The organism is Microbispora sp. NBRC 16548, assembly GCF_030268985.1.
Taxonomy (GTDB): Bacteria; Actinomycetota; Actinomycetes; order Streptosporangiales; family Streptosporangiaceae; genus Microbispora; species Microbispora catharanthi.
Genome location: NZ_BSSF01000009.1, coordinates 283,095 through 304,753, shown reverse-complemented (window position 1 = coordinate 304,753; position 21,659 = coordinate 283,095). Strand labels below are relative to the sequence as shown.

The 21,659-nt window shown below is 72.1% G+C and carries 15 protein-coding genes, 1 tRNA gene and 1 pseudogene; 10 read left to right on the top strand and 7 right to left on the bottom strand.

The window, feature by feature from the left end; all coding sequences use genetic code 11:
* Positions 1–41 precede the first annotated feature (41 nt).
* The 4 genes from QSK36_RS25905 to nrfD all read left to right on the top strand — a co-directional run bounded on the left by QSK36_RS25905 (position 42) and on the right by nrfD (position 7,937).
* Entirely contained in the window at positions 42–2,966 is a 2,925-nt protein-coding gene (locus QSK36_RS25905; protein ID WP_285784187.1) for an AfsR/SARP family transcriptional regulator, read from the top strand.
* Between the two features lie 29 nt (positions 2,967–2,995).
* The gene (gene fdh, locus QSK36_RS25900) at positions 2,996–6,163 is read left to right on the top strand and encodes a formate dehydrogenase (RefSeq protein ID WP_285784186.1); all 3,168 of its coding nucleotides are present in this window, start codon (positions 2,996–2,998) and stop codon (positions 6,161–6,163) included.
* Positions 6,156–6,905: a 4Fe-4S dicluster domain-containing protein gene (locus QSK36_RS25895; RefSeq protein WP_285784185.1), complete on the top strand. Its 750-nt coding sequence runs from the start codon at positions 6,156–6,158 to the stop codon at positions 6,903–6,905. The genes fdh and QSK36_RS25895 overlap by 8 nt, the downstream gene beginning before the upstream one ends.
* 96 nt (positions 6,906–7,001) lie before the next feature.
* Positions 7,002–7,937 (top strand): NrfD/PsrC family molybdoenzyme membrane anchor subunit, encoded by a 936-nt coding sequence (nrfD, locus tag QSK36_RS25890; protein ID WP_285784184.1) that lies wholly within the window; start codon positions 7,002–7,004, stop codon positions 7,935–7,937.
* A 264-nt stretch (positions 7,938–8,201) separates the two neighbouring features.
* Here nrfD and QSK36_RS25885 read toward each other — a convergent pair whose 3' ends face one another.
* On the bottom strand, positions 8,202–8,633 hold the full coding sequence (locus QSK36_RS25885; RefSeq protein ID WP_285784183.1) for a hypothetical protein: 432 nt from the start codon (positions 8,631–8,633) through the stop codon (positions 8,202–8,204).
* 222 nt (positions 8,634–8,855) lie between these two features.
* Here QSK36_RS25885 and QSK36_RS25880 point away from each other — a divergent pair, with 222 nt between their 5' ends.
* The 3 genes from QSK36_RS25880 (at position 8,856) to QSK36_RS25870 (ending at position 12,095) form a co-directional block, all read left to right on the top strand.
* The gene (locus tag QSK36_RS25880) at positions 8,856–10,115 is read left to right on the top strand and encodes a sensor histidine kinase (RefSeq protein ID WP_183543436.1); all 1,260 of its coding nucleotides are present in this window, start codon (positions 8,856–8,858) and stop codon (positions 10,113–10,115) included.
* Complete coding sequence (locus tag QSK36_RS25875; RefSeq protein ID WP_183543438.1) at positions 10,100–10,747, top strand: response regulator transcription factor; 648 nt, start codon at positions 10,100–10,102, stop codon at positions 10,745–10,747. The genes QSK36_RS25880 and QSK36_RS25875 overlap by 16 nt, the downstream gene beginning before the upstream one ends.
* 175 nt (positions 10,748–10,922) lie before the next feature.
* Complete coding sequence (locus tag QSK36_RS25870) at positions 10,923–12,095, top strand: MFS transporter (protein ID WP_285784182.1); 1,173 nt, start codon at positions 10,923–10,925, stop codon at positions 12,093–12,095.
* A gap of 60 nt (positions 12,096–12,155) precedes the next feature.
* Here QSK36_RS25870 and QSK36_RS43550 read toward each other — a convergent pair.
* Positions 12,156–12,665: pseudogene (locus QSK36_RS43550) on the bottom strand (DUF6886 family protein); the annotation flags it as partial.
* Positions 12,666–12,711: 46 nt separating this feature from the next.
* Complete coding sequence (gene selD, locus QSK36_RS25865) at positions 12,712–13,725, bottom strand: selenide, water dikinase SelD (RefSeq protein WP_285784181.1); 1,014 nt, start codon at positions 13,723–13,725, stop codon at positions 12,712–12,714.
* 90 nt (positions 13,726–13,815) lie between these two features.
* On the opposite strand from selD, the gene QSK36_RS25860 reads away from it, so the two are divergent.
* A tRNA-Sec gene (locus QSK36_RS25860) sits at positions 13,816–13,909 on the top strand.
* Between the two features lie 109 nt (positions 13,910–14,018).
* Positions 14,019–15,017, top strand: coding sequence for a hypothetical protein (locus tag QSK36_RS25855; RefSeq protein WP_285784180.1), 999 nt, complete (start codon positions 14,019–14,021; stop codon positions 15,015–15,017).
* A gap of 27 nt (positions 15,018–15,044) precedes the next feature.
* Here QSK36_RS25855 and QSK36_RS25850 read toward each other — a convergent pair whose 3' ends face one another.
* The 4 genes from QSK36_RS25850 to QSK36_RS25835 form a co-directional block, all read right to left on the bottom strand.
* Positions 15,045–15,884, bottom strand: a complete 840-nt coding sequence (locus tag QSK36_RS25850; RefSeq protein WP_285784179.1) for a hypothetical protein — start codon at positions 15,882–15,884, stop codon at positions 15,045–15,047.
* A gap of 1,023 nt (positions 15,885–16,907) precedes the next feature.
* Positions 16,908–17,090, bottom strand: coding sequence for a hypothetical protein (locus QSK36_RS25845; protein ID WP_285784178.1), 183 nt, complete (start codon positions 17,088–17,090; stop codon positions 16,908–16,910).
* 458 nt (positions 17,091–17,548) lie between these two features.
* The gene (locus tag QSK36_RS25840; RefSeq protein WP_183543452.1) at positions 17,549–18,310 is read right to left on the bottom strand and encodes an IclR family transcriptional regulator; all 762 of its coding nucleotides are present in this window, start codon (positions 18,308–18,310) and stop codon (positions 17,549–17,551) included.
* An 80-nt stretch (positions 18,311–18,390) separates the two neighbouring features.
* On the bottom strand, positions 18,391–19,533 hold the full coding sequence (locus tag QSK36_RS25835) for a pectinesterase family protein (protein WP_285784177.1): 1,143 nt from the start codon (positions 19,531–19,533) through the stop codon (positions 18,391–18,393).
* Between the two features lie 206 nt (positions 19,534–19,739).
* On the opposite strand from QSK36_RS25835, the gene QSK36_RS25830 reads away from it, so the two are divergent.
* Complete coding sequence (locus QSK36_RS25830; protein ID WP_285784176.1) at positions 19,740–21,614, top strand: hypothetical protein; 1,875 nt, start codon at positions 19,740–19,742, stop codon at positions 21,612–21,614.
* Positions 21,615–21,659 lie beyond the last annotated feature (45 nt).

The following is a 21,659-nucleotide window of genomic DNA, read 5'->3' as shown; positions in this document are numbered from 1 at the left end:
TCATGGCGAACCGGTCCTTCGACAGGGGGAGCAACGCGGTCATGACAGTCGATAAGCCCACGTTCAGGGTGCTCGGTCCCCTGGAGGTCCGCCTGCCGGGCACGGCACCACGGCTCGGCGGCCCCAAACCCCGCATGCTCCTGGCCACCCTCCTCCTCCACGCCAACCACACGGTCGGCGGCGACGAGCTCGCCGAGGTGCTGTGGCCGGGCCACCGGCCGCGCTCGACCGCGGCCAACCTCCGCACGTACGCGAGCGCCCTGCGCGCGGAGCTCGGGCAGGCCCCGGCCCGCATCCGGGCTCTCGGGGCGGGGTACGCGATCGAGCTGCCGCCGCACGAGCTCGACCTGCTGCTGTTCGACGAGCGGGTGACCGCCGCGCGGGAGTGCCGGGCGCGGGGCCGGCCGGACGAGGCGGCCGACCTGCTGGCACGCGCGCTGGCGCTGTGGCAGGGCGTCCCGCTGTCCGACCTGCCCGGCAGCCCGCTGTGGGACCGCCGGCTCGAACGGCTCGCCCAGGCGCGGCTGCGCGCCGCGGAGGACCTGGTCGAGCTGCTCATGGCGGCCGGGCAGTACGGCGAGGCGGTCGGGGAGCTGCGGGCCCTGCTCGCCGACCATCCCTTCCGCGAGGACCTGTGGCGCAGGCTCATACTGGCCCTGCACTGGTCGGGGCGGCAGGGCGAGGCCCTGCAGGCCTTCGGCACGGTCCGCGAGCACCTCGTGACCGAACTCGGCATCGAGCCCGGCCCCGAGCTGCGCCGGGCGCACGAGGCCGTGCTCGCCGGTGAGCCGCCCTCACGGGTCGTGCCGCGTCAGCTGCCGCCCGACCTGGTGGACTTCACCGGGCGGGCCGCCGAGGTGGCGGCGCTGACCCGGGCGCTCGCCCCCGGCGGGGTCGCCGTCGTCACCGGGCCGCCGGGCGTCGGCAAGACCGCGCTCGCGGTGCGCTGCGCGCACGCCGTCCGCGAGGCGTACCCCCACGGCCAGCTCTTCCTGTCGCTGGGCGGCACCACACAGCCCAGCGACACCGCGCAGCCCAGCGACACGACGCAGCCCAGCGGCTCCACACAGCCCGATGACACGGCACAGCCCGATGACGCCGTCTCGCCGGGCGGCGGCGCCTGGTCGCCGGTCGAGCCGGGAGAGCTGCTGGCCGAGGCGCTGCGCGCGCTGGGCGCGGCGGAGCCGTTGCCGCCCACGGTTCACGAGCGGGCCGCGCTCTACCGCACGCTGCTCGCCGAACGGCCGATGCTGGTCGTGCTCGACGACGCGGCGGGCGCCGCGCAGGTGCGGCCGCTGCTGCCGGGCGGCGGCAGCGCCGTCGTCGTGACCGGCAGGCGCCGCATCACCGAACTGCCCGGCGCCGCGCGGATCGACCTGGACGTCCTGCCACAGGCGGAGGCGCTGGGGCTGCTGACGGCGATCGTCGGCGCGGAGCGGCTGGAGCGGGAGCCGGAGGAGGCCGCCGCCATCGTGCGGGCCTGTGGCCGGTTGCCGCTCGCGATCCGGGTGGCCGGGGCGCGGCTGGCCGCCCGCCCCGGCTGGTCGCCGGCCGTGCTGCGACGGCGGCTCGACGACGAGACGGTCAGACTCGCCGAGCTGCGCGCCGGCGACCTGGAGGTGCGGGAGTCGTTCGACCGCAGCTATCGCCTGCTGCCGGACGACGCCGCGCGCACGTTCCGCGCGCTCGGCCTGCTCGGCACCCGGCCGCTGCCCGGCTGGGTGGTCGACGCCGTGCTCGACCGGCACCGCAGCGACGACGTGACCGACGTGCTGGTCGACGCGAACCTGCTGCGCCCGGTGGGGACCGACCCCCTCGGCCAGCCCCGCTACCGGCTGCCCGACCTGCTGCGCGTCGACGCCAGGGACAAGGCGGGGGAGGTGGACATGCCGGCGCTGGCCCGCGTGGTCGCGGGCTGGACAGCCGCCGCGGAACACGCGACGGCCCTGCTGCCCACCACGGTCTTCCGCCTGACCTCGCCCGCCGCCCGGCGCTGGCGGCTGCCGGAGGACGCCCTGCGCCGGGTCGCCGCCGACCCGGTCTCCTGGTTCGGCGCCGAGCACGAGACCCTGGTCGAGGCCGTACGGCTGGCCGCGGAGGCGGGGCTGGCCGGCGCCGCCTGGGGCCTGGCGGCGGCGCTCGTGCCGTACTTCGACCTGCGCTGTCACCTCGGCCCCTGGGAGGAGACCCACCGCGTCGCCCTGGAGGCCGCCCGCGCCGCCGGAGACCGGGCGGGCGAGGCCGCCATGCTGCGGGGGCTCGGCCAGGTGGCCCTCTATCGGGACAGGTACGTCCAGGCGGCCGGCATGTTCCGCCGCTCCCGGGTGATCTTCCGTACGCTCGGGGACGTCAGGGGCGAGGCGGTCTCGGTCTGCGGGCTGGGCGCGGTCGGCCAGTTCCGGGGCGATCAGGCCGCCGCCTCCCGGTATTTCCGCAGGGCCCTCGGGATGTTCGTGTCGCTGGACGACCGGTCGGGCGAGGCGTACGCGCGGCAGGCGCTTGGGCGCACCTGCCTGAGCGCGGGCGACCTGAACGGCGCCGCCGACTGGCTCGGCGGCGCGCTGCGCATGGCGCGGGAGCTCGGCGACGCCCACAGGGAGGGCTGCGTGTCGCTGCAGATCGGCCGCCTGCACGACCTCGCGGGGGAGACCGGGCGGGCGATGCGCGCCCAGGGCCGGGCGCTGACGATATTCGAGGGCTTCGGCGACCGGCACTGCGCGGCGTACGCGATGCAGGGCCTGGGCGGGCTCCAGGCGGCCAGGGGCGACTGGCGGCACGGCTCGGCCCGGCTGGAGAGCTCACTGGCGATCTTCCTGCAGCTCGGCGACCGGAGCGGGGAGGCGGCCACCCGGCGGCTGCTCGGCGAGCTGCACCGCTCGTCCGGGCGTCGCGCGCTCGCCCGGGGCTACCTCCACGCGGTCACGTCCCGGCGGGTGGTGGACGACACGGCGATCTCTCATGATTAGACCGTCACGACCGGGGCATCAGAGGCGTCGTGGGTGGTGGATGGCTCTCCCGGTGGCCGGTGATCCGGCAGCTCAAGGGAGAGGACGGCAGAGGGCAGGCGGCGCGCTCGGCGCGTACGGACGCCCTGCGGCCCCGGGTCGAGGGGGCCGAGACGGTCGCGCGTTCCGTCTGTCCCTACTGCGCCGTGGGCTGCGGCCAGCTCGTCTACGTCAAGGACGGCAAGGTCACCCAGATCGAGGGCGACCCCGACTCGCCGATCTCCCGCGGGCGGCTCTGCCCCAAGGGGTCGGCCAGCAAGCAGCTTGTCACCCACCCCGGCCGCCAGACGAAGGTCCTCTACCGCAGGCCGTACGGCACCGAGTGGGAGCCGCTCGACCTCGAGACCGCGATGGACATGATCGCCGACCGGGTCGTGCGGACCCGGCGCGAGACCTGGCAGCAGACGCACGAGGGGCAGGAGGTCAGGAGGACTCTGGGCATCGCCGGTCTGGGCGGGGCGACGCTCGACAACGAAGAGAACTACCTGATGAAGAAGCTCTACACCGCCCTCGGCGCGATCCAGGTCGAGAACCAGGCGCGCATATGACACTCCTCCACCGTCCCCGGTCTGGGGACCAGCTTCGGGCGTGGCGGCGCGACCCAGTATCAGCAGGACCTGGCCAACGCTGACTGCATCGTCATCCAGGGCTCCAACATGGCCGAGTGCCATCCGGTGGGGTACCAGTGGGTGATGGAGGCGCGTGCGCGCGGCGCGAAGGTCTTCCACATCGACCCGCGCTTCAGCCGGACCAGCGCGACCGTGGACAGGTATCTCGCGATCCGCGCCGGCACCGACATCGTGCTGCTCGGCGCGCTGATCAACTACGTGCTGTCGAACGGGCTCGACTTCCGCGAGTACGTCCTCGCGTACACGAACGCCGCGACCCTGGTGAACAGGGACTTCCGCGACACCGAGGACCTCGACGGCCTGTTCTCCGGCTACGACGAGGAGACCGGCAGGTATGACCCGTCGAGCTGGGCGTACGAGGGCGACGTGCCCGAGGAGGAGGAGCTGACCGAGGGCGGCAAGCGCCATGCCGAGGCGGCGGGGTCCGACTCCTACGGCGCGCGCGGCGCGGGCGCCAGCGCGACGCCGCCCGAGGACCCGACGCTGACCGACCCGCGGTGCGTGTACCAGATCCTCAAGCGGCACTACTCGCGCTACACGCCCGAGATGGTGGAGGAGTTGTGCGGCATCCCGCCGGAGCGGTTCCACGAGCTGGCCGAGGCGATCACGGCCAACTCGGGCCGGGAGCGGACCACGGCGTGGGTGTACTCGGTGGGCTGGACGCAGCACTCGGTCGGCGTGCAGTACATCAGGGCCGCCTCGATCCTGCAGCTGTTGCTGGGCAACATGGGCAGGCCGGGCGGCGGCATCATGGCGCTGCGCGGGCACGCGAGCATCCAGGGCTCCACCGACATCCCGACGCTGTTCAACCTGCTGCCGGGATACATCGCGATGCCGCACGCCTACCGGCACGACGGCCTCGACCACTATCTGGAGCGGGAGGGCGCCGACACCGGCTGGTGGGGCAACCGGCGGGCGTACGTCGTCAGCCTGCTCAAGGCGTGGTGGGGCGACGCGGCGACGGAGGCCAACGACTACTGCTTCGACTACCTGCCGCGCCTGACCGGCGATCACGGCCACTACGCGACCGTGATGGGCCAGATCGACGGGACGGTCAAGGGCTACTTCGTCGTGGGCGAGAACCCGGCCGTCGGCTCGGCCAACGGCAAGGCGCAGCGGCTCGGCCTGGCCAACCTCGACTGGCTGGTGGTCCGCGACCTCATGCTGGTCGAGACGGCGACGTTCTGGAAGGACGCGCCCGAGATCGAGACCGGCGAACTGCGTACCGAGGACATCGGCACCGAGGTCTTCTTCATGCCGGCCGCGAGCCACGTGGAGAAGGAGGGCACCTTCACCAACACCCAGCGGCTGCTGCAGTGGCGGGAGAAGGCCCTCGACCCGCCTGGCGACTGCCGCAGCGACCTGTGGTTCTACTACCACCTCGGCAAGCGGATCAGGCAGCGGCTCGGCGACGACGGGATCGACGGGCCGGTCATGGAGCTGACCTGGGACTACCCGGAGATCGGCGAGCAGCGCGACCCCGACGCCGAGGCCGTCCTGCGCGAGATCAACGGCACGGCCGCCGACGGCCGCCTGCTGGCGTCGCTGCGCGAGCTGAAGCCCGACGGCTCGACGAGCTGCGGCTGCTGGATCTACTGCGGGGTGTACGCCGACGGCGTCAACATGGCGGCCCGGCGCAAACCGCACACCGAGCAGGGTCCTGTCGCGCTCGAATGGGGCTGGGCCTGGCCGGCGAACCGGCGCATCCTCTACAACCGCGCCTCGGCCGACCCGCAGGGCCGCCCGTGGAGCGAGCGGAAGAAGTACGTCTACTGGGACGGGACCAAATGGACCGGACCCGATGTGCCGGACTTCGAGGAGGACAAGGCGCCCGGCTACGTGCCGCCCGAGGGGGCCAAGGCGCAGGACGCGCTGGCCGGCACCGACCCGTTCATCATGCAGTCGGACGGCAGGGGCTGGCTGTACGTCCCGTCCGGCCTGTCCGACGGGCCGCTGCCCACGCACTACGAGCCGCACGAGTCGCCGGTGCGCAACGCGCTGTACGCACAGCAGGCCAACCCGGCCCGCCGGACCATCGACCGCCCGGAGAACCCGTACAACCCGGCGCTGTCGCCCCGGTTCCCGTACGTCTACACGACGAGCAGGCTCACCGAGCACCACACGACGGGCGCCATGAGCAGACCCCTGCCCTACCTCGCCGAGCTCCAGCCGGAGGCGTTCTGCGAGGTGTCCCCGCGGATGGCGGAGGAGCTCGGGCTGGAGAACGGGGGCTGGGCGACGATCGTCACCGCGCGGACCGCGATCGAGCTGCGCGTGCTCGTGACCGGCCGGGTGCGCCCGCTGCGGCTGAACGGCCGGACCGTCCACCAGGTGATCATGCCGTACCACTGGGGATACAGCAGCGGCGGGGTGATCACCGGGGACGTCGTCAACGACCTGCCGTCGATCGTGCTCGACCCGAACGTCTACATCCAGGAGAGCAAGGCCGGCACCTGCGACGTCCTGCCGGGGCGCCGCCCGCGGGGCAAGGCCCTGCTCGACCTGATCGAGAGGTACCGCGATGGCTGAGCGGGTGGGGTTCTTCACCGACACGACCGTCTGCATCGGCTGCAAGGCCTGCGAGGTGGCCTGCAAGGAGTGGAACCAGGTGCCCGACGACGGGTTCGTGTTCCGGGCCACCTCCTACGACAACACCGGCGCGCTCGGCGCGAGCACCTGGCGGCACGTGGCGTTCGTCGAGCAGGACGGCCGGTGGCTGATGTCGTCGGACGTGTGCAAGCACTGCACCCACGCCGCCTGCCTCGACGTCTGCCCCACGGGTGCGCTGTTCCGCACCGAGTTCGACACCGTCGTCGTCCAGGCCGACGTCTGCAACGGCTGCGGCTACTGCGTCCCCGCCTGCCCGTACGGCGTGATCGACCGCAGACAGGACGACGGCCGGGCGTGGAAGTGCACGCTCTGCTACGACCGGCTGCGCGGCGGCATGGAGCCCGCCTGCGCGAAGGCGTGCCCGACCGAGTCCATCCAGTTCGGGCCGCTCGACGAGCTGCGGCAGCGGGCCGCGGAACGGGTCGAGCGGCTGCACGCCGAGGGCGTGACCGAGGCCCGGCTGTACGGCGCGGACCCGGACAACGGGGTGGGCGGCACGGGCGCGTTCTTCCTCCTGCTCGACGAGCCGGAGACGTACGGCCTGCCCCCGGATCCCGTGGTGACCACCCGCGACCTGCCCGCGATGTGGCGCTGGGCGGGCGGCGCGGCGCTCGCCCTGGCCGCCGGTGTGGCCGCCTGCTTCCTCGGAAAGAGGAGCTGACGGGGTTGGCGGACGACCTGACGAGCCCGGCCGGGACCTGGGATGGGAATGGGGGCGGGCGACTGTGATGGCGACACCGTGTGTGGGGAGGCACTGATGCCGAGGCGCCGGGACGAGATGGTGCCGGACGCCGAGTTCCGGTCCTACTACGGCCAGCCGGTCATCAAGCAGCCCATCTGGCACGAACCCCACATGCCGACGTACCTCTATCTGGGCGGGCTGTCCGGCGCGGCGGGCGCGATGGCGGCGGCCGCCCGCCTCACCGGGCGGGATCGGCTGGAACTGGCCGCCCGGATGACCGCCTTCGCCGGCGCGAGCGCCGGTGCGGCCTTCCTCGTGGCCGAGCTGGGCCGGCCGATGCGCTTCCTCAACATGCTGCGGGTGTTCAAGCTCACCTCGCCGATGAGCGTCGGCTCCTGGACGCTGGCCGCCCACAGCGGGCTGACCGGCGTCGCGGCGGGCTCCGCGGTGACCGGCCTGCTGCCCCTCGCGGGTGATGCCGCGTCGGTCGCGAGCGGCCTGAGCGGCGTGGCGATGGCCACCTACACGGCCGTCCTGCTGGCCGACACCGCCGTCCCCGCCTGGCACGAGGGGATGCGCGAGCTGCCGTTCCTGTTCTCCGGAAGCGCCCTCGCCTCGGCGGGCGCGGCCGTCATGCTGACCACGCCACGGGCGCAGGCCGGGCCCGCCCGCGCCGCCGCGGCGGCGGGCGCCGTGGCCGAGGTCGTCGCCGGCGGCCTGATGGAGCGCCGTCTCGGTCTCGTCGGCGAGCCGTACCGCAAGGGCAGGGCGGGCAGGCTCATGCGGGCCTCCCGCGTGCTCACCCTCGGGGGCGGCCTGCTCGCCACGGTCGCCGGTCGCAGCCGGGCCCTCACCGCGCTGTCCGGGCTCGCGATCACGGCGGGAGCCCTGTGCACCCGTTTCGGCGTGCTTGAGGCGGGCCGGGCCTCGGCCAAGGACCCGAAGTACACCGTCGTGCCGCAGCGCGACCGCCTCGACGCCGGCCGCCCCGCCTCCGTCCCCGGCCACTAGGTCGGGAAAAGGGCTGGGAGGGATGATGATCGGGCCGCGACTTCACCGTGGGGGACATCCCCGGAGTTCTCTGGTCGCCGGCTCCCGGCGCCGATCGTGCGCCCCTCGTCCTGATGGGCCATGGCGGCGGCAACCACAAGAAGCATCCGGCGATGGCGGGCCGCGCCCGCCTTCTCGTGACCGGCTGCGGCTTCTATGTCGCCGTCATCGACGCGCCCGGTCACGGCGACCGGCCTGCCGGCCGGGCGCCGCGGCAGCGGGTGCTCAGCGCGTCTTGGGGAAAGCGGCGCGGGGTCCGGATCCGCTGAGGATGAAGGCGACCGCGATCAGGGGCAGGACGCTTATGGCCTGCATCACGGCGTACCACGCCGGGCAGATACCGGGGATCAGGTCGACGCCGATGATCGCGATCGGCATGGTGACGCTGATGGTGCGCATACGCTCGAAGCTGCGCCGCGATCCCTGCGAAGCACGCACGATCATCCGGCGGAGCACCGGGGCGATGGCGAGCAGCACGACGGCCCGGACCCACATGAACGCGGTTCCCGGGTGATCGACGATCGACAGCACGGCAACCGTCGCGAGGGTGATGCCGCAGATCATGCCGGAGAGCGTGACGCACTTCTTCGCCAGGTCGAAGGCCTCTCGGGTGCGGCCGTCGTCGAGGTGTGCCGTGGCGCCGGTGATGGTGGTCATGTCATTTCTCCTTCTCGTCGTGGTCTCGACGCTAGGGAGCGGACGGGCGGCGCGGTATGCGTCTGGACGTACGGCGGGGTGGGGCCAGACCCACTCCGGGGGCGATCGGCTGGGCGCCGGGCTCTGTGCGGTACACAGTGGAGACATCACGCCGTACCGGCCCGGACCGGCGCATCGCCGAACACCTCGGAAACCGGGGTCGTGGAGTACGAAGGAAGGCTCATGCGACAGCTGGTGTCGTGGGTGGCGAGTGCCGCCGTGGGGTTCGTGCGAGCGTGCGTCGTGATGGTCGTCAGCATGCTGGTCCCGGCCGTGTGGGCCGCCGCCGTGGGGCTGTGGATCTGGTGGTGGGGCGGCAACCCGTGGCCGGCGATAGCGCCGTTCATCTGGGCGTGCATCGGCACGCTCGCCCTGTCTCGCCCGGTGTGCCGGATGGTCCGCTCTGTCGTCGCCGAATGGACGGGCACCGTCATTCCCCCCGGATATCGGAAGGCCGCGCCGGTGGTGCGTATGTCGACCGGCTACTGGTGGAACGGATTCTCCTACGAGCGCACCAGCCGGGACGCTCGCCGGGACCAGAGGATGCGGCTCTGGTGGAGCGATCCCGCCACCTGGCGCGACCTGCGCTTCGCGGTGATCGCACCCGTCACCATGGGGGTGATCGCGGCCGTTCCGCCGGCCGGAGTCGTGGCGGCGGTCGTCGGGTTCGGCCACCCGGCGGCCTCCATGCGTCTGATCGGGGTGCTCGGCGTGGCCGTGGCGATCGGCGCCGCACCGTACGCCTGGCGGGCGGTCGGGCCGGTGGCCGTCCGTTTCCTGGGGCCGTCGCCCGCGATGGCGCTGGCTGACCGGGTGGACGAGCTGACGGCCCAGCGCGCGGACACGACGGTCGCGCAGGCCGCCGAGATCCGCCGCATCGAACGGGACCTGCATGACGGAGCGCAGGCGCGCCTGGTCGCGCTCGGGATGTCTTTGGCGACCGTGGAGAGGCTGATGCAGACCGACCCCGACCGGGCCAAGGCGCTGCTGCGGGAGGCGCGAGCCGGGGCCGCCACGTCCCTGACCGAGCTCCGCGACCTGGTGAGGGGCATCAGCCCGCCGGTGCTGACCGAGCGAGGGCTGGTCGACGCCGTTCGCGCCCTCGCACTGGACAGTGCCCTCGAAGCCGCTGTCAGCGCCGACCTCCGGCTGCGCCTGGACCCGCCGATCGAGTCCGCACTGTATTTCGGAGTCGCCGAGTTGCTCACCAACGCGGCCAAGCACGCCCGTGCGACCCGGGCATGGATTTCCATCGCCGGCCACGGCACCGACGTCGTCGTCGAGGTCGAGGACGACGGCGAGGGCGGGGCCGGTATACGAGCCGGCGGTGGGATCGACGGGCTGCGCCGCCGCCTCGCGGTCTTCGACGGCACCCTGGAGATCACCAGTCCGGCAGGCGGTCCGACCCGCGTGAGAATGGTCGTGCCATGCGAATCGTTGTAGCCGAAGACCTCTACCTCCTGCGTGACGGGATGGTCCGCCTCCTGGAGGCGTACGGACACCAGGTGGTGGCGACGGCGACCACCGGGCCCGAGACGCTCGACGCGCTGCTGACACAGCGGCCGGACGTCGCGGTCGTCGACGTCCGCATGCCGCCGACCCAGTCGGACGAGGGCCTGCGGGCGGCTCTCGACGCCCGCCGCCGGCTGCCCGGACTGCCGATCCTGATCCTTTCCCAGCACGTCGAGCAGCTGTACGCCCGCGAGCTCCTCGCCGACGGCACCGGCGGCATCGGCTATTTCCTCAAAGAGAGCGTGTTCGACGCCGATCAGTTCGTCGACGCTCTGGAGCGGGTGGCCGGTGGCGGGACCGCCATGGACCCGGCCGTCATCGCCAAACTGCTGTCCAGCGGGTCGTCGAACCGGCGACTCGAACGGCTCACGGAACGCGAACACGAGGTGCTCGGCCTCATGGCCGAAGGGCTGTCCAATCAGGCCGTAGGCCAGCGGCTCTTCCTCAGTGAGAGCGCCATCAGCAAATACACGACCTCCATCTTCGGCAAGCTCGGCATCACCGACGACGGCAACAACAACCGCCGGGTCCTCGCCGTCCTCACCTACCTGAACAAACCCTGACGTGCTCCTCCAGGCGGCCTGCTTCGCCACGGTCGGCGGGCGTGGCCGGGCCCTCACCGCGCTGTCCGGGCTCGCGCAAGGGGGGTGGTCGCGTCCGAAACGTGCCAGTGCCCGCTGCCACCCCACTGTTTCGCTGGGTGCCCGCCCTCCACCCGCACCCGGCCGAACGGAACCCATGCCGACCACCACGCTCGCCCGGCCCCGCTCGCCCCTCATCGGCTGGCTCGCCGTCACCTCGCTCATGCTGGGCATCTTCGCCATCGTCACCAGCGAAATCCTGCCCATCGGCCTGCTGACCGCCATAGGCGCCGACTTCGGCATCTCCGACGGCACCACAGGGCTGACAATGACCCTGCCCGGCATCGTCGCCGCGGTCGCCGCGCCCACCGTCACACTCACCACCGCGCGCCTGGACCGCCGTGTGATGCTGTGCGCCCTCATGGCGGTGCTCGCCGTAGCCGACGTGCTGGCCGCAGTGGCGACCTCCTACTGGATCATGCTGATCTCCAGGGCGCTCGTCGGCCTCACGATCGGCGGCTTCTGGTCCATCGGGGCCGGACTGGCCGCCCGCCTGATGCCGCCGCACGCCGTCGGCACCGCCACCGCTGTGATCTTCTCGGCCGTGCCGCTGGGCTCCGTGCTCGGCGTACCGGCCGGAACCTTCATCGGCGACCTCGCCGGGTGGAGGACCGCCTTCTTGGTCCTGGCCGTGCTGGCACTCCTGGTCCTGGCGGCCCTGACACTCCTGCTGCCGCCGCTGCCCGCCCATCAGGTCACCCGCCCTCGCGTCCTGCTCGACCTGCTGCGCACCCGGGGCGCCGCCATCGCCTTGCTGGCCACCTTCCTCATCGTCTTGGCCCATTTCGGCACCTACACCTACGTCACGCCCTTCCTCCAGAACGTCACCGGCCTGCCTCCCGCCGCGGTCAGCGCCATCCTGCTGGCGTACGGCGTCGCCGGAATCGTCGGCAACTTCCTGGCCGGCAAGGGCACTGCGACACCGCGAACCGCCTTCGTGATCTGCGGCTTCCTGATCGCGGTCACCACCCTGCTGCTGCCCTCGGTCGGCGGCACAACCATCGGCGCCGTGATGTCACTCGTGGTCTGGGGCCTGGCCTACGGAGGCGTACCCGTCTGTTCGCAGGCGTCGTTCATCGCCGCCGCCCCTCACACGCCCGAAGCCGCGACGGTCGTTTTCACCTCCTCCTTCCAGGCGACCTTCGCTCTCGGCGCGTTCCTCGGCGGACGCGTCGTGGACGCTTTCTCGGTCTCCACCGTGATGATCTGCGGCGGGCTGACCGCTCTCCTCATGGCGGCCTCCCTGTGGTCGCTCGGCAAACCCCGCTGACTCCGTACGGTCGCCGCGATCAACGAATGGCTGTGAGCGCCGGGGGCGGGCGTTGCGGAGGCGGATGCCGCTCCAGCCCAGGGAGCTCGCGGTCACCGCGTCCCAGAACGGCCAGAGGTCGTCCAGCAGCCTGAGCTGGATGCCGGCTTCCTCGTGCAGTCGCAGCAGGTCGCCGACGGGCTCGGGCGGCCCGAGGGGTTCGACGGGCTCGGTCGCGACCACCGCGTTGGGCACCGGCTCTCCGAACGGGACGAACTTCTCCACCGGGAAGCGGTAGGCGTACAGGCGGACGGTCAGGAACGCCTCCAGCCAGCCGTACTCGATGGCGTGGACCCGCTCTCCGCAGCCCGGCCCGATGATCCGGTCGCGATCGGCGTGCGTGGAGTCCGGCGTCGTCCACGCCATGGCCCGCGGGCACTGGCGAGGGAACCAGTAGTCGGCGCAGCGCTCGGCCGTCACCGCCCAGACGTACGCCTCCGGCTGCCGCGCGGTGGCCGCCACATGCGGGATGAATCGGGTGATATTGGGGTCTTCGGAGAAATGCAGCACCTCGCCGGGCTCAGGTCGCATGTCCCGGGTCTACCACCTCGTCGCGATCGCGGCCGATATCGAGGTCTCAGGCGAGCCGGATCGCGGCGGCCTCGGCCGGGACGAGTTCGCCGACGATCGGCGCGCCGGGGACCTCACCGGCGACCAGCAGGCCGCCCGAGGTCTGGGCGTCGGCCAGCAGGAGCAGGTCCTCCTCCGCGTACCGGCCCGGGTCGAGGTGGGGGCGCACCCAATCCAGGTTGCGGCGGGTGCCGCCGCTGACGTAGCCGTCGCGCACCGCCTGCCGCGCGCCCTCCACGTAGGGCACGGACGCCACGTCGACCACCGCGGTGACGCCGCTCGCCCTGGCCAGCTTGTATAGATGGCCGAGCAGGCCGAATCCGGTCACGTCGGTCGCGCACACCGCCCCGGCCGCCAGCGCCGCCCGCGAGGCGTCCCGGTTTAGCGTCGTCATGACCTCGATCGCCTGTGGGAACACCTCGCCGGTCGCCTTATGCCTCGTGTTAAGCACACCCACGCCGAGCGGTTTGGTGAGGGAGATCGGCATTCCCGCCCGGCCCGCGTCGATGCGCAGCAGCCGGTCCGGGTCGGCCAGGCCGGTGACCGCCATGCCGTACTTCGGCTCGGGATCGTCCACGCTGTGACCACCCGCGACGTGGCAGCCCGCCGCCCGCGCCGCGTCCAGGCCCCCGCGCAGCACCTCCCTGGCGAGGTCCATGGACAGCGCCTCCCTGGGCCAGCCCAGCAGGTTCACCGCCACGACCGGCTCGCCGCCCACCGCGTACACGTCGGACAGCGCGTTGGTGGCCGCGATCCGCCCCCAGTCGTACGGGTCGTCCACGACAGGGGTGAAGAAGTCCGCGGTGGCGACGACCGCCCGGCCGCCCTCGATCCTGACCACGGCCGCGTCGTCGCCGTCGTCCAACCCGATGATCAGCTCGTTCGCGTACGCCGACGGGTTCGGGGCCACGAGCCCGGCCACGATGCTCTCCAGCTCGCCCGGGGGAATCTTGCAGGCGCAGCCGCCCCCGTGCGCCTGCTGGGTCAGCCGGATTCCGGCCCGCTCCGCCGCCTCGGTCATACCGCCCTCGTTTCGAGTCTTTCGTCCGCCACGCAGCCGCCATGGGGGCGCCGCCGTCGTCCCTACCCCGTTCCGGCTAGGTTTCTCCCTGGAGGTGTGTGGGCGCCTGGTGGCCCCCGCGGTCTTCAAAACCGACGAGGCCGAGGTCCTCGGCCTGGCGGGTTCGATTCCCGTCCGCCTCCGCTCACTCCCCCCTTGGCAGGTCAGCCTCCGGTCCCGTCGACAGTCCGCGTTCGACCAGCTCAAGCCGGGTGAGCAGTCATGGCAGTGGTAGATCTGCCGCGAGCTTCGTGGTGGATCTGCCGGACAGGAGAAGCCTTCTGCTCGGGCCGATATCGCTGCCGCTTCTGACCGAAATTCCTGACAACGAGCCGAGCAGGATTCCGGCTACTTTCCGCAAGTGGCTGATAGCGTTCCGTGTCATGCCGTCCCCCCTGCATGACACGCTCAACCTGCTGTTCCGGCACAGGCCGCAGTTCGCCGTCGAGATGCTGCGCGACCACCTTGGCGTCGACGTGCCCGACGGCCTGCCGGCTCAGGTCGCGAGCAACGACTTGAACGACCGTCCGTCCATCGATCTGCGACCCGATGTCGTGATCACGGTCGGGCCCCGGCATGCTCCCCTTCACGCGATTGTGGTGGAGATCCAACAGCGGCCGGATCCCGATAAGCAGCATGCGTTACCCCGGTATGCCGCCGCATTGTGGCTGCAGCTGAATTGCCCGGTCACGGTGTTGGTGGTCTCCCCCGAGGTCCGGACCGCCGTTTGGGCTGCCAAGCCGATTCCCACGAGCCTGCCCGGTTACACACTGACCTGCCGGGTGATGGGCCCGGATCATATCCCTCTCATCACCGACCCTGCGGAGGCAGCCGCACAGCCGGAGCTGTCCGCACTGTCCGTGATGAACCACGGAGAGCACGCCAAGGTGGTGGAGGCATTCGTGGCCGCGTTGCAGCACCTCCCCGCCGAACACGCTCCGCATTACTATGAATACGCATACCGGATGGCCTCGCAGGCCGCCCGACACCTGATGGAGGCACTCATGGAGTCCACCGTTTGGCCGGTCTACAGCCCATTCGCGAAGATGCACTACGGCAAGGGCCTCCAAGCCGGCCGAGCAGAGGGTGAGGCGAGGGCGGTGCTGACCATCCTTGAGGCTCGGGGTATCCCGGTCTCCGAGGATGACCGCGCGTTCATCATGGAGTGCACGGATCTGGAGCGGCTTGATGAGTGGGCACGGCGGGCCGTCACCGCGACCTCCTCCGCCGACCTGTTCGCCGAGGAGTCCTGACTCGTCCGCCATGGGACGGCACCGGCTCTATTCCTGACGGGACGAGCGGGAGGAACTGCTCCTGGCCGTGTAGGCGGCTATCGCGACCAGGAGGGCCGCGACGATCTGGAGGATCAGATGGTCCTTCGCGACGCTGCCGAGGACGAACGGCGGATCTACGCGGTTCACGAGACCGTGGTCGGCGACGCCCTGCAGAACTCCCGCGATGAGGGAGAGCCGGGCGGCTGCGAGGAACTCCGGCCGCCCGCGGGCCGGGCGGACGCCGAGCAGCAGCATGACGAGCACAGTGGGCAGGTAGACGGTGCGCACGGCACTGCCGAGGTCGAGCACCACGAGCACGGTCGCGGCGGCGCCGAGGACGAACGCGACGAGGGCTCGGGTGTCGCGTCGCTGCTCGATGCCCCGGACGACGAACAGGCAGAGGCAGGCGACCGCCACCACCGTCGCTCCCCACCACTGCAGCGTCTTCCCCGGGTCGTCGGTGATGCGTTCAGGAGAGGCAAGGTGGGCCGCGATCACCGCCACCGCGATCAGGCCGACCGTACGCTCCCCCAGCCATGACCACCGCGTCGTGCCGGGTGCGCCCTCCAGCATGACGACCGCGAAGATGAGCAGGGTCCCGGTCGCTGCGATCCACACGCTCCAGCCGCTGCTGTACTCCTCCGCGTAGAACGCGAGCAACCCCAGCATGACCGCGCTCAGACCGGCGGCGAAGCCGAGGGCGATCTCCCGAGCCCGTCCCTCCGGGGGAAGCAGTCCCGCCCCGAGGGCGGCGGCCACCAGCAGCCACTGCCAGATCGCGGCGGCCGGGGTCAGCCATGAGAGCGCCGCGCTCGCCAGCAGGAAGGCCGCCGGCAGGACGGGCACCCGGAGATTCAGGGCTCGGTCGCGTGACCGGAACGCTCGGAGGACGCGGTTCCGGATCCCCGCCATACCCTCGGGCGGGTCCGGCGATTCCGCCGTCGCCGTCTCGGAGACGGATGACGCCTGCTGTCCTACCGGGGACGGCGTGGTCGGAGGCGCCACGTGAGTGTGCGTCCTCGCCGCCGCGCTTGGCGCGCCGGTGCCGGGATCGGCGGCCACCCCAGGAACCGGGTCGGCGCGGTCGTCCGTGGGTGCGGTTGGAACGGGCTCGCCGGTGGTGGCGCGGACAGAGGTCGCGGGAGGTGCGGACTCCGACGGCTCGGGCTCCGGCGATACCGGCACGGAGTGGGGAAACTGCGACATCGGCGCGGGAGGCGGAGGCCCTGACGGCGATGCCGGTGCGGTTGTCCCGCCGGTGGCGAGGGCCTCGGCGGCGGCCGTGGACACGGTGCGGCTGTCGTCGTCGGCGAGTTCCTGCAGTGCCAGCCGTGCCGCCAGGGCGAGACCCTCGTGCCGGCTCCTCAGCAGGCGCCGCAGCTCCTCGACCGCCCCGGCGCGGACCCCTGGGAAGGGAGTTCTCGATCACCGCCTGGAGCTCCGCCGGCAGGGGCGAGGGCACGGTGACGGGGCGGGCGCGCCGCGCGACGTGGAGATCGCCCTGCAGGTCGAACGCCCACTTGCCCGGGGTCTGGCCCGGCGTCGTCTGCCGGACCTGGTCGTAGACGTAGTCGTACAGCTCGTCGATGCCGACGTAGCCGTCCTGGTCGCGGTCGGCGTCCCCGGACTCCAGCCCTTCCACGAGGGCGCGGGTGAACACCGACGGCGCCTGCTCCTGGGCGTCGGCGAGCTCGGTGCCGTCGAAGGCGTACTCCATCGCGTTCGACGCGGTGATCACCACTCGGCCGTGCCCGCCGAACTGCTCCTCCACGTGCACGCCCATGCCGGCGCGTGGCAGCGCGCCTCGTGCCCACGCTCCCGCGTAACAGCAGTCGAGCAAAAGGATCATGCGTCTGGACCGGCTGCGGCTCATCCTGCGGCTGACGAACTCGGCCGAGACCGCGGTCGCCCCAGGCGGTTCAGCTTGGTGGTGGGCGTGGCGAAGTACAGCTCTCCGTTGTCGTCCTTCACGCCGTGGCAGGAGAAGTGCAGCAGCAGCACGTCGTCCGGGGCACGGTCGGTGAAGAACTCTTCGACCATCTCGCTGACCACGTGCCCCCCAGAGATCGGTCAGGCGGCGTTGCTCGGCGGACGGCACACCGGTCAGCTCGATCGCGTCGCCGTCGATCGTGAGCTTCGCGGACCGGCGCTGGTCGCGGGTCAGCCAGGCCGTCACCGCGCCCACGACCGCGGCGAGCAGTTCCGTGCCCGCGAGGGAGACCACCAGGCCGCCGAGGGAGAACGACAGCACCGCCCTGGCGCCGGGTGGTGGCGGCGCCCCCCGCTCGGCCTGCGCCGTCACCACGTCGATCTTCAGCAACTCCGTACGGAGCCGGGCCGTCAGGTCCTCCATCGTGGGGGTCGGCGTTCTCCTCTGCGATCTGGATGGTCAGCCGGGTCGTTTCAGCGGCCATTGCGGCTCCCTCGCACGTACGGCCGGTTCCTGCCGATGCAGTGTCGGCCGGGCAGCCCAGGGGTGGAAACAGCGCGGTCCACTCAGCGGACCGGTGTCAGGTGCGGCCGAGATTGCGCGTGATCTCCCTCGACGCCCGCAGCACGAGTTCGGTGAGCCCCGCCGGCACCGCCGGCCGCACCGCGAGCGCGCTGACCGACGCGACGATCTCGCCGTCCGGGCGCCGGACCGGTACGGCCACGCAGCAGACCCCGGGAAGGACCTCCTGGTGATCGGCGGCGACCGAACCCGACCGGCGGAAGACCGCCTGGGCCCGCCGCCATTCGGCGAGCGTGAACCCCGGCGGCGCGGCGTCGCCGTCCGGTCTCTGCATCAGCAGCACCCGGCCCGCGGCGGTCGCCTCGGCCAGCTCGGAGCCCGGCAAGACCGGCGGCACCTTCCTGATCTCTCCCCGTGTCGCCGTGATCACCCTGACCCGGTCCTCTTCCAGCACGGTGAGGAACGTGACGGTCGTGGTCAGCGCGGACAGCAGGCGTACGGGTTCGCGGGCGGCGGCCTGCAGCCGCGGGTCGGGCTGCCAGGCGCCGCCCAGACGGGCGAGCCGCCGTCCCACGAAGTAGCGCTGCCCGTGCCGTTCCACCGCGCCGAGGTTCGCGAGCTGCCGGAGCAGGCGATAGGTGGTCGCCTTCGGCATGCCGGCGTCGCGGGCGAGCTCGGACAGACCGGCTCCGTCCTCGGCCGCCGCCAGGACGTCGAGCAGGTGGAACGCCCCTTCGAGCACGCCGCGTCCGTTTGCTGTCCCGGTTCGAAGCGCCGGTTCCCGGCCGGGACCGGCGCCGGCGTGGTCCCGCACGTCCATGGGGACTCCCCTCCCGAGACGGTTACCAGGAACTCGCGGAGGGGGAGTCCGCCGTTACCGCCGGGACCGACAGAACGGTGTCACCGGCCGGAGGGACGGGGGAGCAGGGCGGGGCCGGGGCGCCAGTCGCCGAGGTAGTTGCGGGGGGTGTGCTCGGCGGCCTGTTCCGGGGTGAGCTGCGGCCGGTTCTCGGGGACGGGGATCGCGGCGCCCCGGCCGATGTTGTGGAACTCGCCGAACCGCGCGTCCTGCCAGTGATACCCGGAGCTCATGTCCACGTACGGCGTGGCCGCGTCGATCGAGGGGCCCATCCAGGTCTCGCGTACGACGAGCGACGGGAGGGCGGTCGGGTCGCTGCTGGGCCGCCAGGGCCGGGCCAGGCCGAAGGACGCGTCGGCCGCGGTCCCGTTGATCACGCATCGCACCGCCAGGTAGCCGCGCGGGTTGGCGGCGGCCGTGCTCGGCGCGAACACGAAGCCGTACGGACGGAACGTCACGTCCCTGGCCAGGGTGCTCAGCTCGCACCGCTCGAAGACGGCGGTCGCGCGGCCGAAGACGAAGTCGACGTCCCCCTCGATGTGGCACTCGCGGTAGTACTGCCGCGCGAAGGAGGCCAGGGCGCGGGTGTCGGCATACAGCGTGTCCTGGTGGCCGAGGAAGCGGCACCTCTCGAAGTACGACCGGTCGCCCATGACCTTCGCCGCCACCGCCTGGGTGCCGGTGATGTCCGGGTGGTCGGCCCGCAGCCAGTCGTTGGCGAACGTGACGTGCGCGGCGGTGAAGCCGTCGGCCTGGATCGTGGTGGTGGCGCTGCCGCTGGTGCCGTACGTGCCGCCCTCGGGCTTGGGCGTGCCGGCCGCGTTGTCGTAGACGATCACTACGTCGCGCGCGTCGCCGGTCGCCCCCAGGAAGCACAGGCCGGTCTTGGCCTGCGGCACGAGGACGGTCTCCCGGTACGTCCCGGCGGCGATCACCAGGGTCCAGCCCTCGGCCGGGGCGTCCGGCGTCGCGTCGACGGCGGCCTGGACGGTGGCGTGGTCGCCCCGTCCCTGAGCGTCGACGTACAGCGTGCGGTCGTTCAGCCGGCGCCGGGGCGAGCCGTACCGGCCGAAGGGGAGCACGTGGGCGGCGCGTGCGGGCGACGCGACCGCGAGTCCGAGGATCGCGGCGGCCGCGCCGGCCAGCGCCTGCCGCCGGCCGATCAGGGGGGTCAGGGACGACATGACGGCTCCTATGGTCACATATGTGAACTAGTTCCTCAAATGCGAACAGAAGCACCGTAAGATCCGCCTCCGGCTCTGTCAACGACGGCAGGAAACGGCTGGGGCGGCGGTTACAAGGCGGTGTCAAGTGATCTCCAAGTCGGACCGGACAGCATGGCCCGTCTCCCATGAGCGACGACTTCCGTGAACAACGAAAAGGACCCCCGATGAGATGGACGGCGACGCTGCTGAGTGCCACGCTGCTCGGCGGCCTGCTGACCGCCCCTCCGGTGCTCGCGGCCCCTGCTCCCATGACGGCCCCCGCTGCCGAATCGGCCGCCCCCAGGCCGGCCCCTGTCGTCAAGACGGCCGTGGCCAGGGTCAAGGCGAGCCCGGCCACGAGATCCGGCGCCTGCCCCACCACTGTGGGCTTCTCCGCCGTGGTGGCGGCGAAGGGGAAGGGAACCGTGCGCTACCGCTGGGTACGCGGTGACGGGAGCAGGAGCGCCATCAGGAGCTTCCGCGTGAACGGCGCGCGCAAGGTGGTCGTGCGGGACCGTCAGACGTTCGACCGCAGCACCTCCGGCTGGCAGGCCGTGGAGATCCTCGGCAAGAAGGGGCTGTCGGCCAAGGGCCGCTTCGACGTCGGGTGCACCGGCGCCGTCGTGATCTGGGACACCGCCCACCCGCTGCCCGCCAGGCCGAGCGCACCGCTGGTCGCCGCTGCCGCGGTCGGCGCGAGCCCGGCGACCTACCGGGGCGCCTGCCCCACGACGGTGACGTTCACGGGCACCGTCCAGGTGTCGCGTACGCCCGCCAAGGTCTACTACCGCTGGATCGACAGCGGCACCGGGGAGGGCCGGCTTGAGTCGCTCTTCTTCGCGGCGGGTGGCCCGCGCAGCCGGCAGGTCACGCTCCCGCTGGCCGTGGGCAGCTCGATCGCGGGCTGGAAGGCCATCCGCATCGTCAACACCGGCGGCCGCGACTCCGGACGGGCCGCCTACACGGTGACCTGCACGACCACGCCGCCGACCTCGCCGAGCCCGTCACCCTCGCACAGCCGGTCGCCCAGCCCGTCGCCTTCGCCCAGCCCGTCCACGAGCCCGAGTCCGTCCACGAGCCCGAGTCCGACGCCGCCGGCCGTGCAGACGCCGGTGCCGCGGATCGTCGACCTCACGCCGGGCGACTACGAGGGCGGCTGCCTCGAGCCCGTCGCGTACCAGGCCGGCGGCCAGATCTCGCTCCCGGCGGGCGCGGCCCAGAGGGTCAGATACTGGTGGAGCCTCGACGGCTCCATGTGGCAGGAACAGTTCGCCGACTTCCCCGCCGGCGACCAGCCCCGCGTGCAGAACGTGTCCGCGACCTGGAGCCTCGACTCCACCCGGAGCGGCTCCCACACCCTCGGCCTGCGGGCCGAAGGCGGCCCCGCCCAGCCGGCCCAGCGCACGTTCACCTTCACCTGCGTGGCCGAGGGCGGCGACGCCAACCTGACCGTCGAGTACATGCTGACGCCCCACTTCAACGGCGAGTGCGACGGCTCGTTCCCCATGCGGGCCAGCGCGATGGTCCTGACGGACCGCGACGCGGAGGTCAGGTATCGCCTGGTCGTCGATGACAAGCCGGGCGTGCTCAGGACGGCCCAGCTCAAGCCCGGGGTGCGGAGCACGATCGGCGACTTCTGGTACGGCAACGCCAGGTCCAGTGGTTCTGGCGTCGTCCGCCTGGAGATCCTGAACCACAACAAGCCCGTCAAGCAGGTGCCGTACACCTGGACGTGCGTGGCGCCGGACCCGTCGCCGGGCACCGTGCAGATCACCGAGATCGAGTCCGTCGGCTACTACGGCGACTGCGTCATCGCCCCCTACGTGACGGCCTTCGGCGAGTTCAAGGCGCCCGCCGGGACGGAGGTCACCTACCGCTGGGTGGTCGACGGCGTGAACCAGCAGACCTTCACCCACACGATCCCGGAGAGCGGCGTGCTGGGCATCCAGGCCTGGTACTGGACGCGGGCCGAGAAGACCGACGGAACGGTCAAGATCGAGGTCTTGAACCACAACAAGCCGACGGCGCAGGCCACCTATCCCGTCCACTGCCAGAGCTGACGAAAAACCAGGTGAGCGCACGGTCCGGCCTCATGGGCCGGGCCG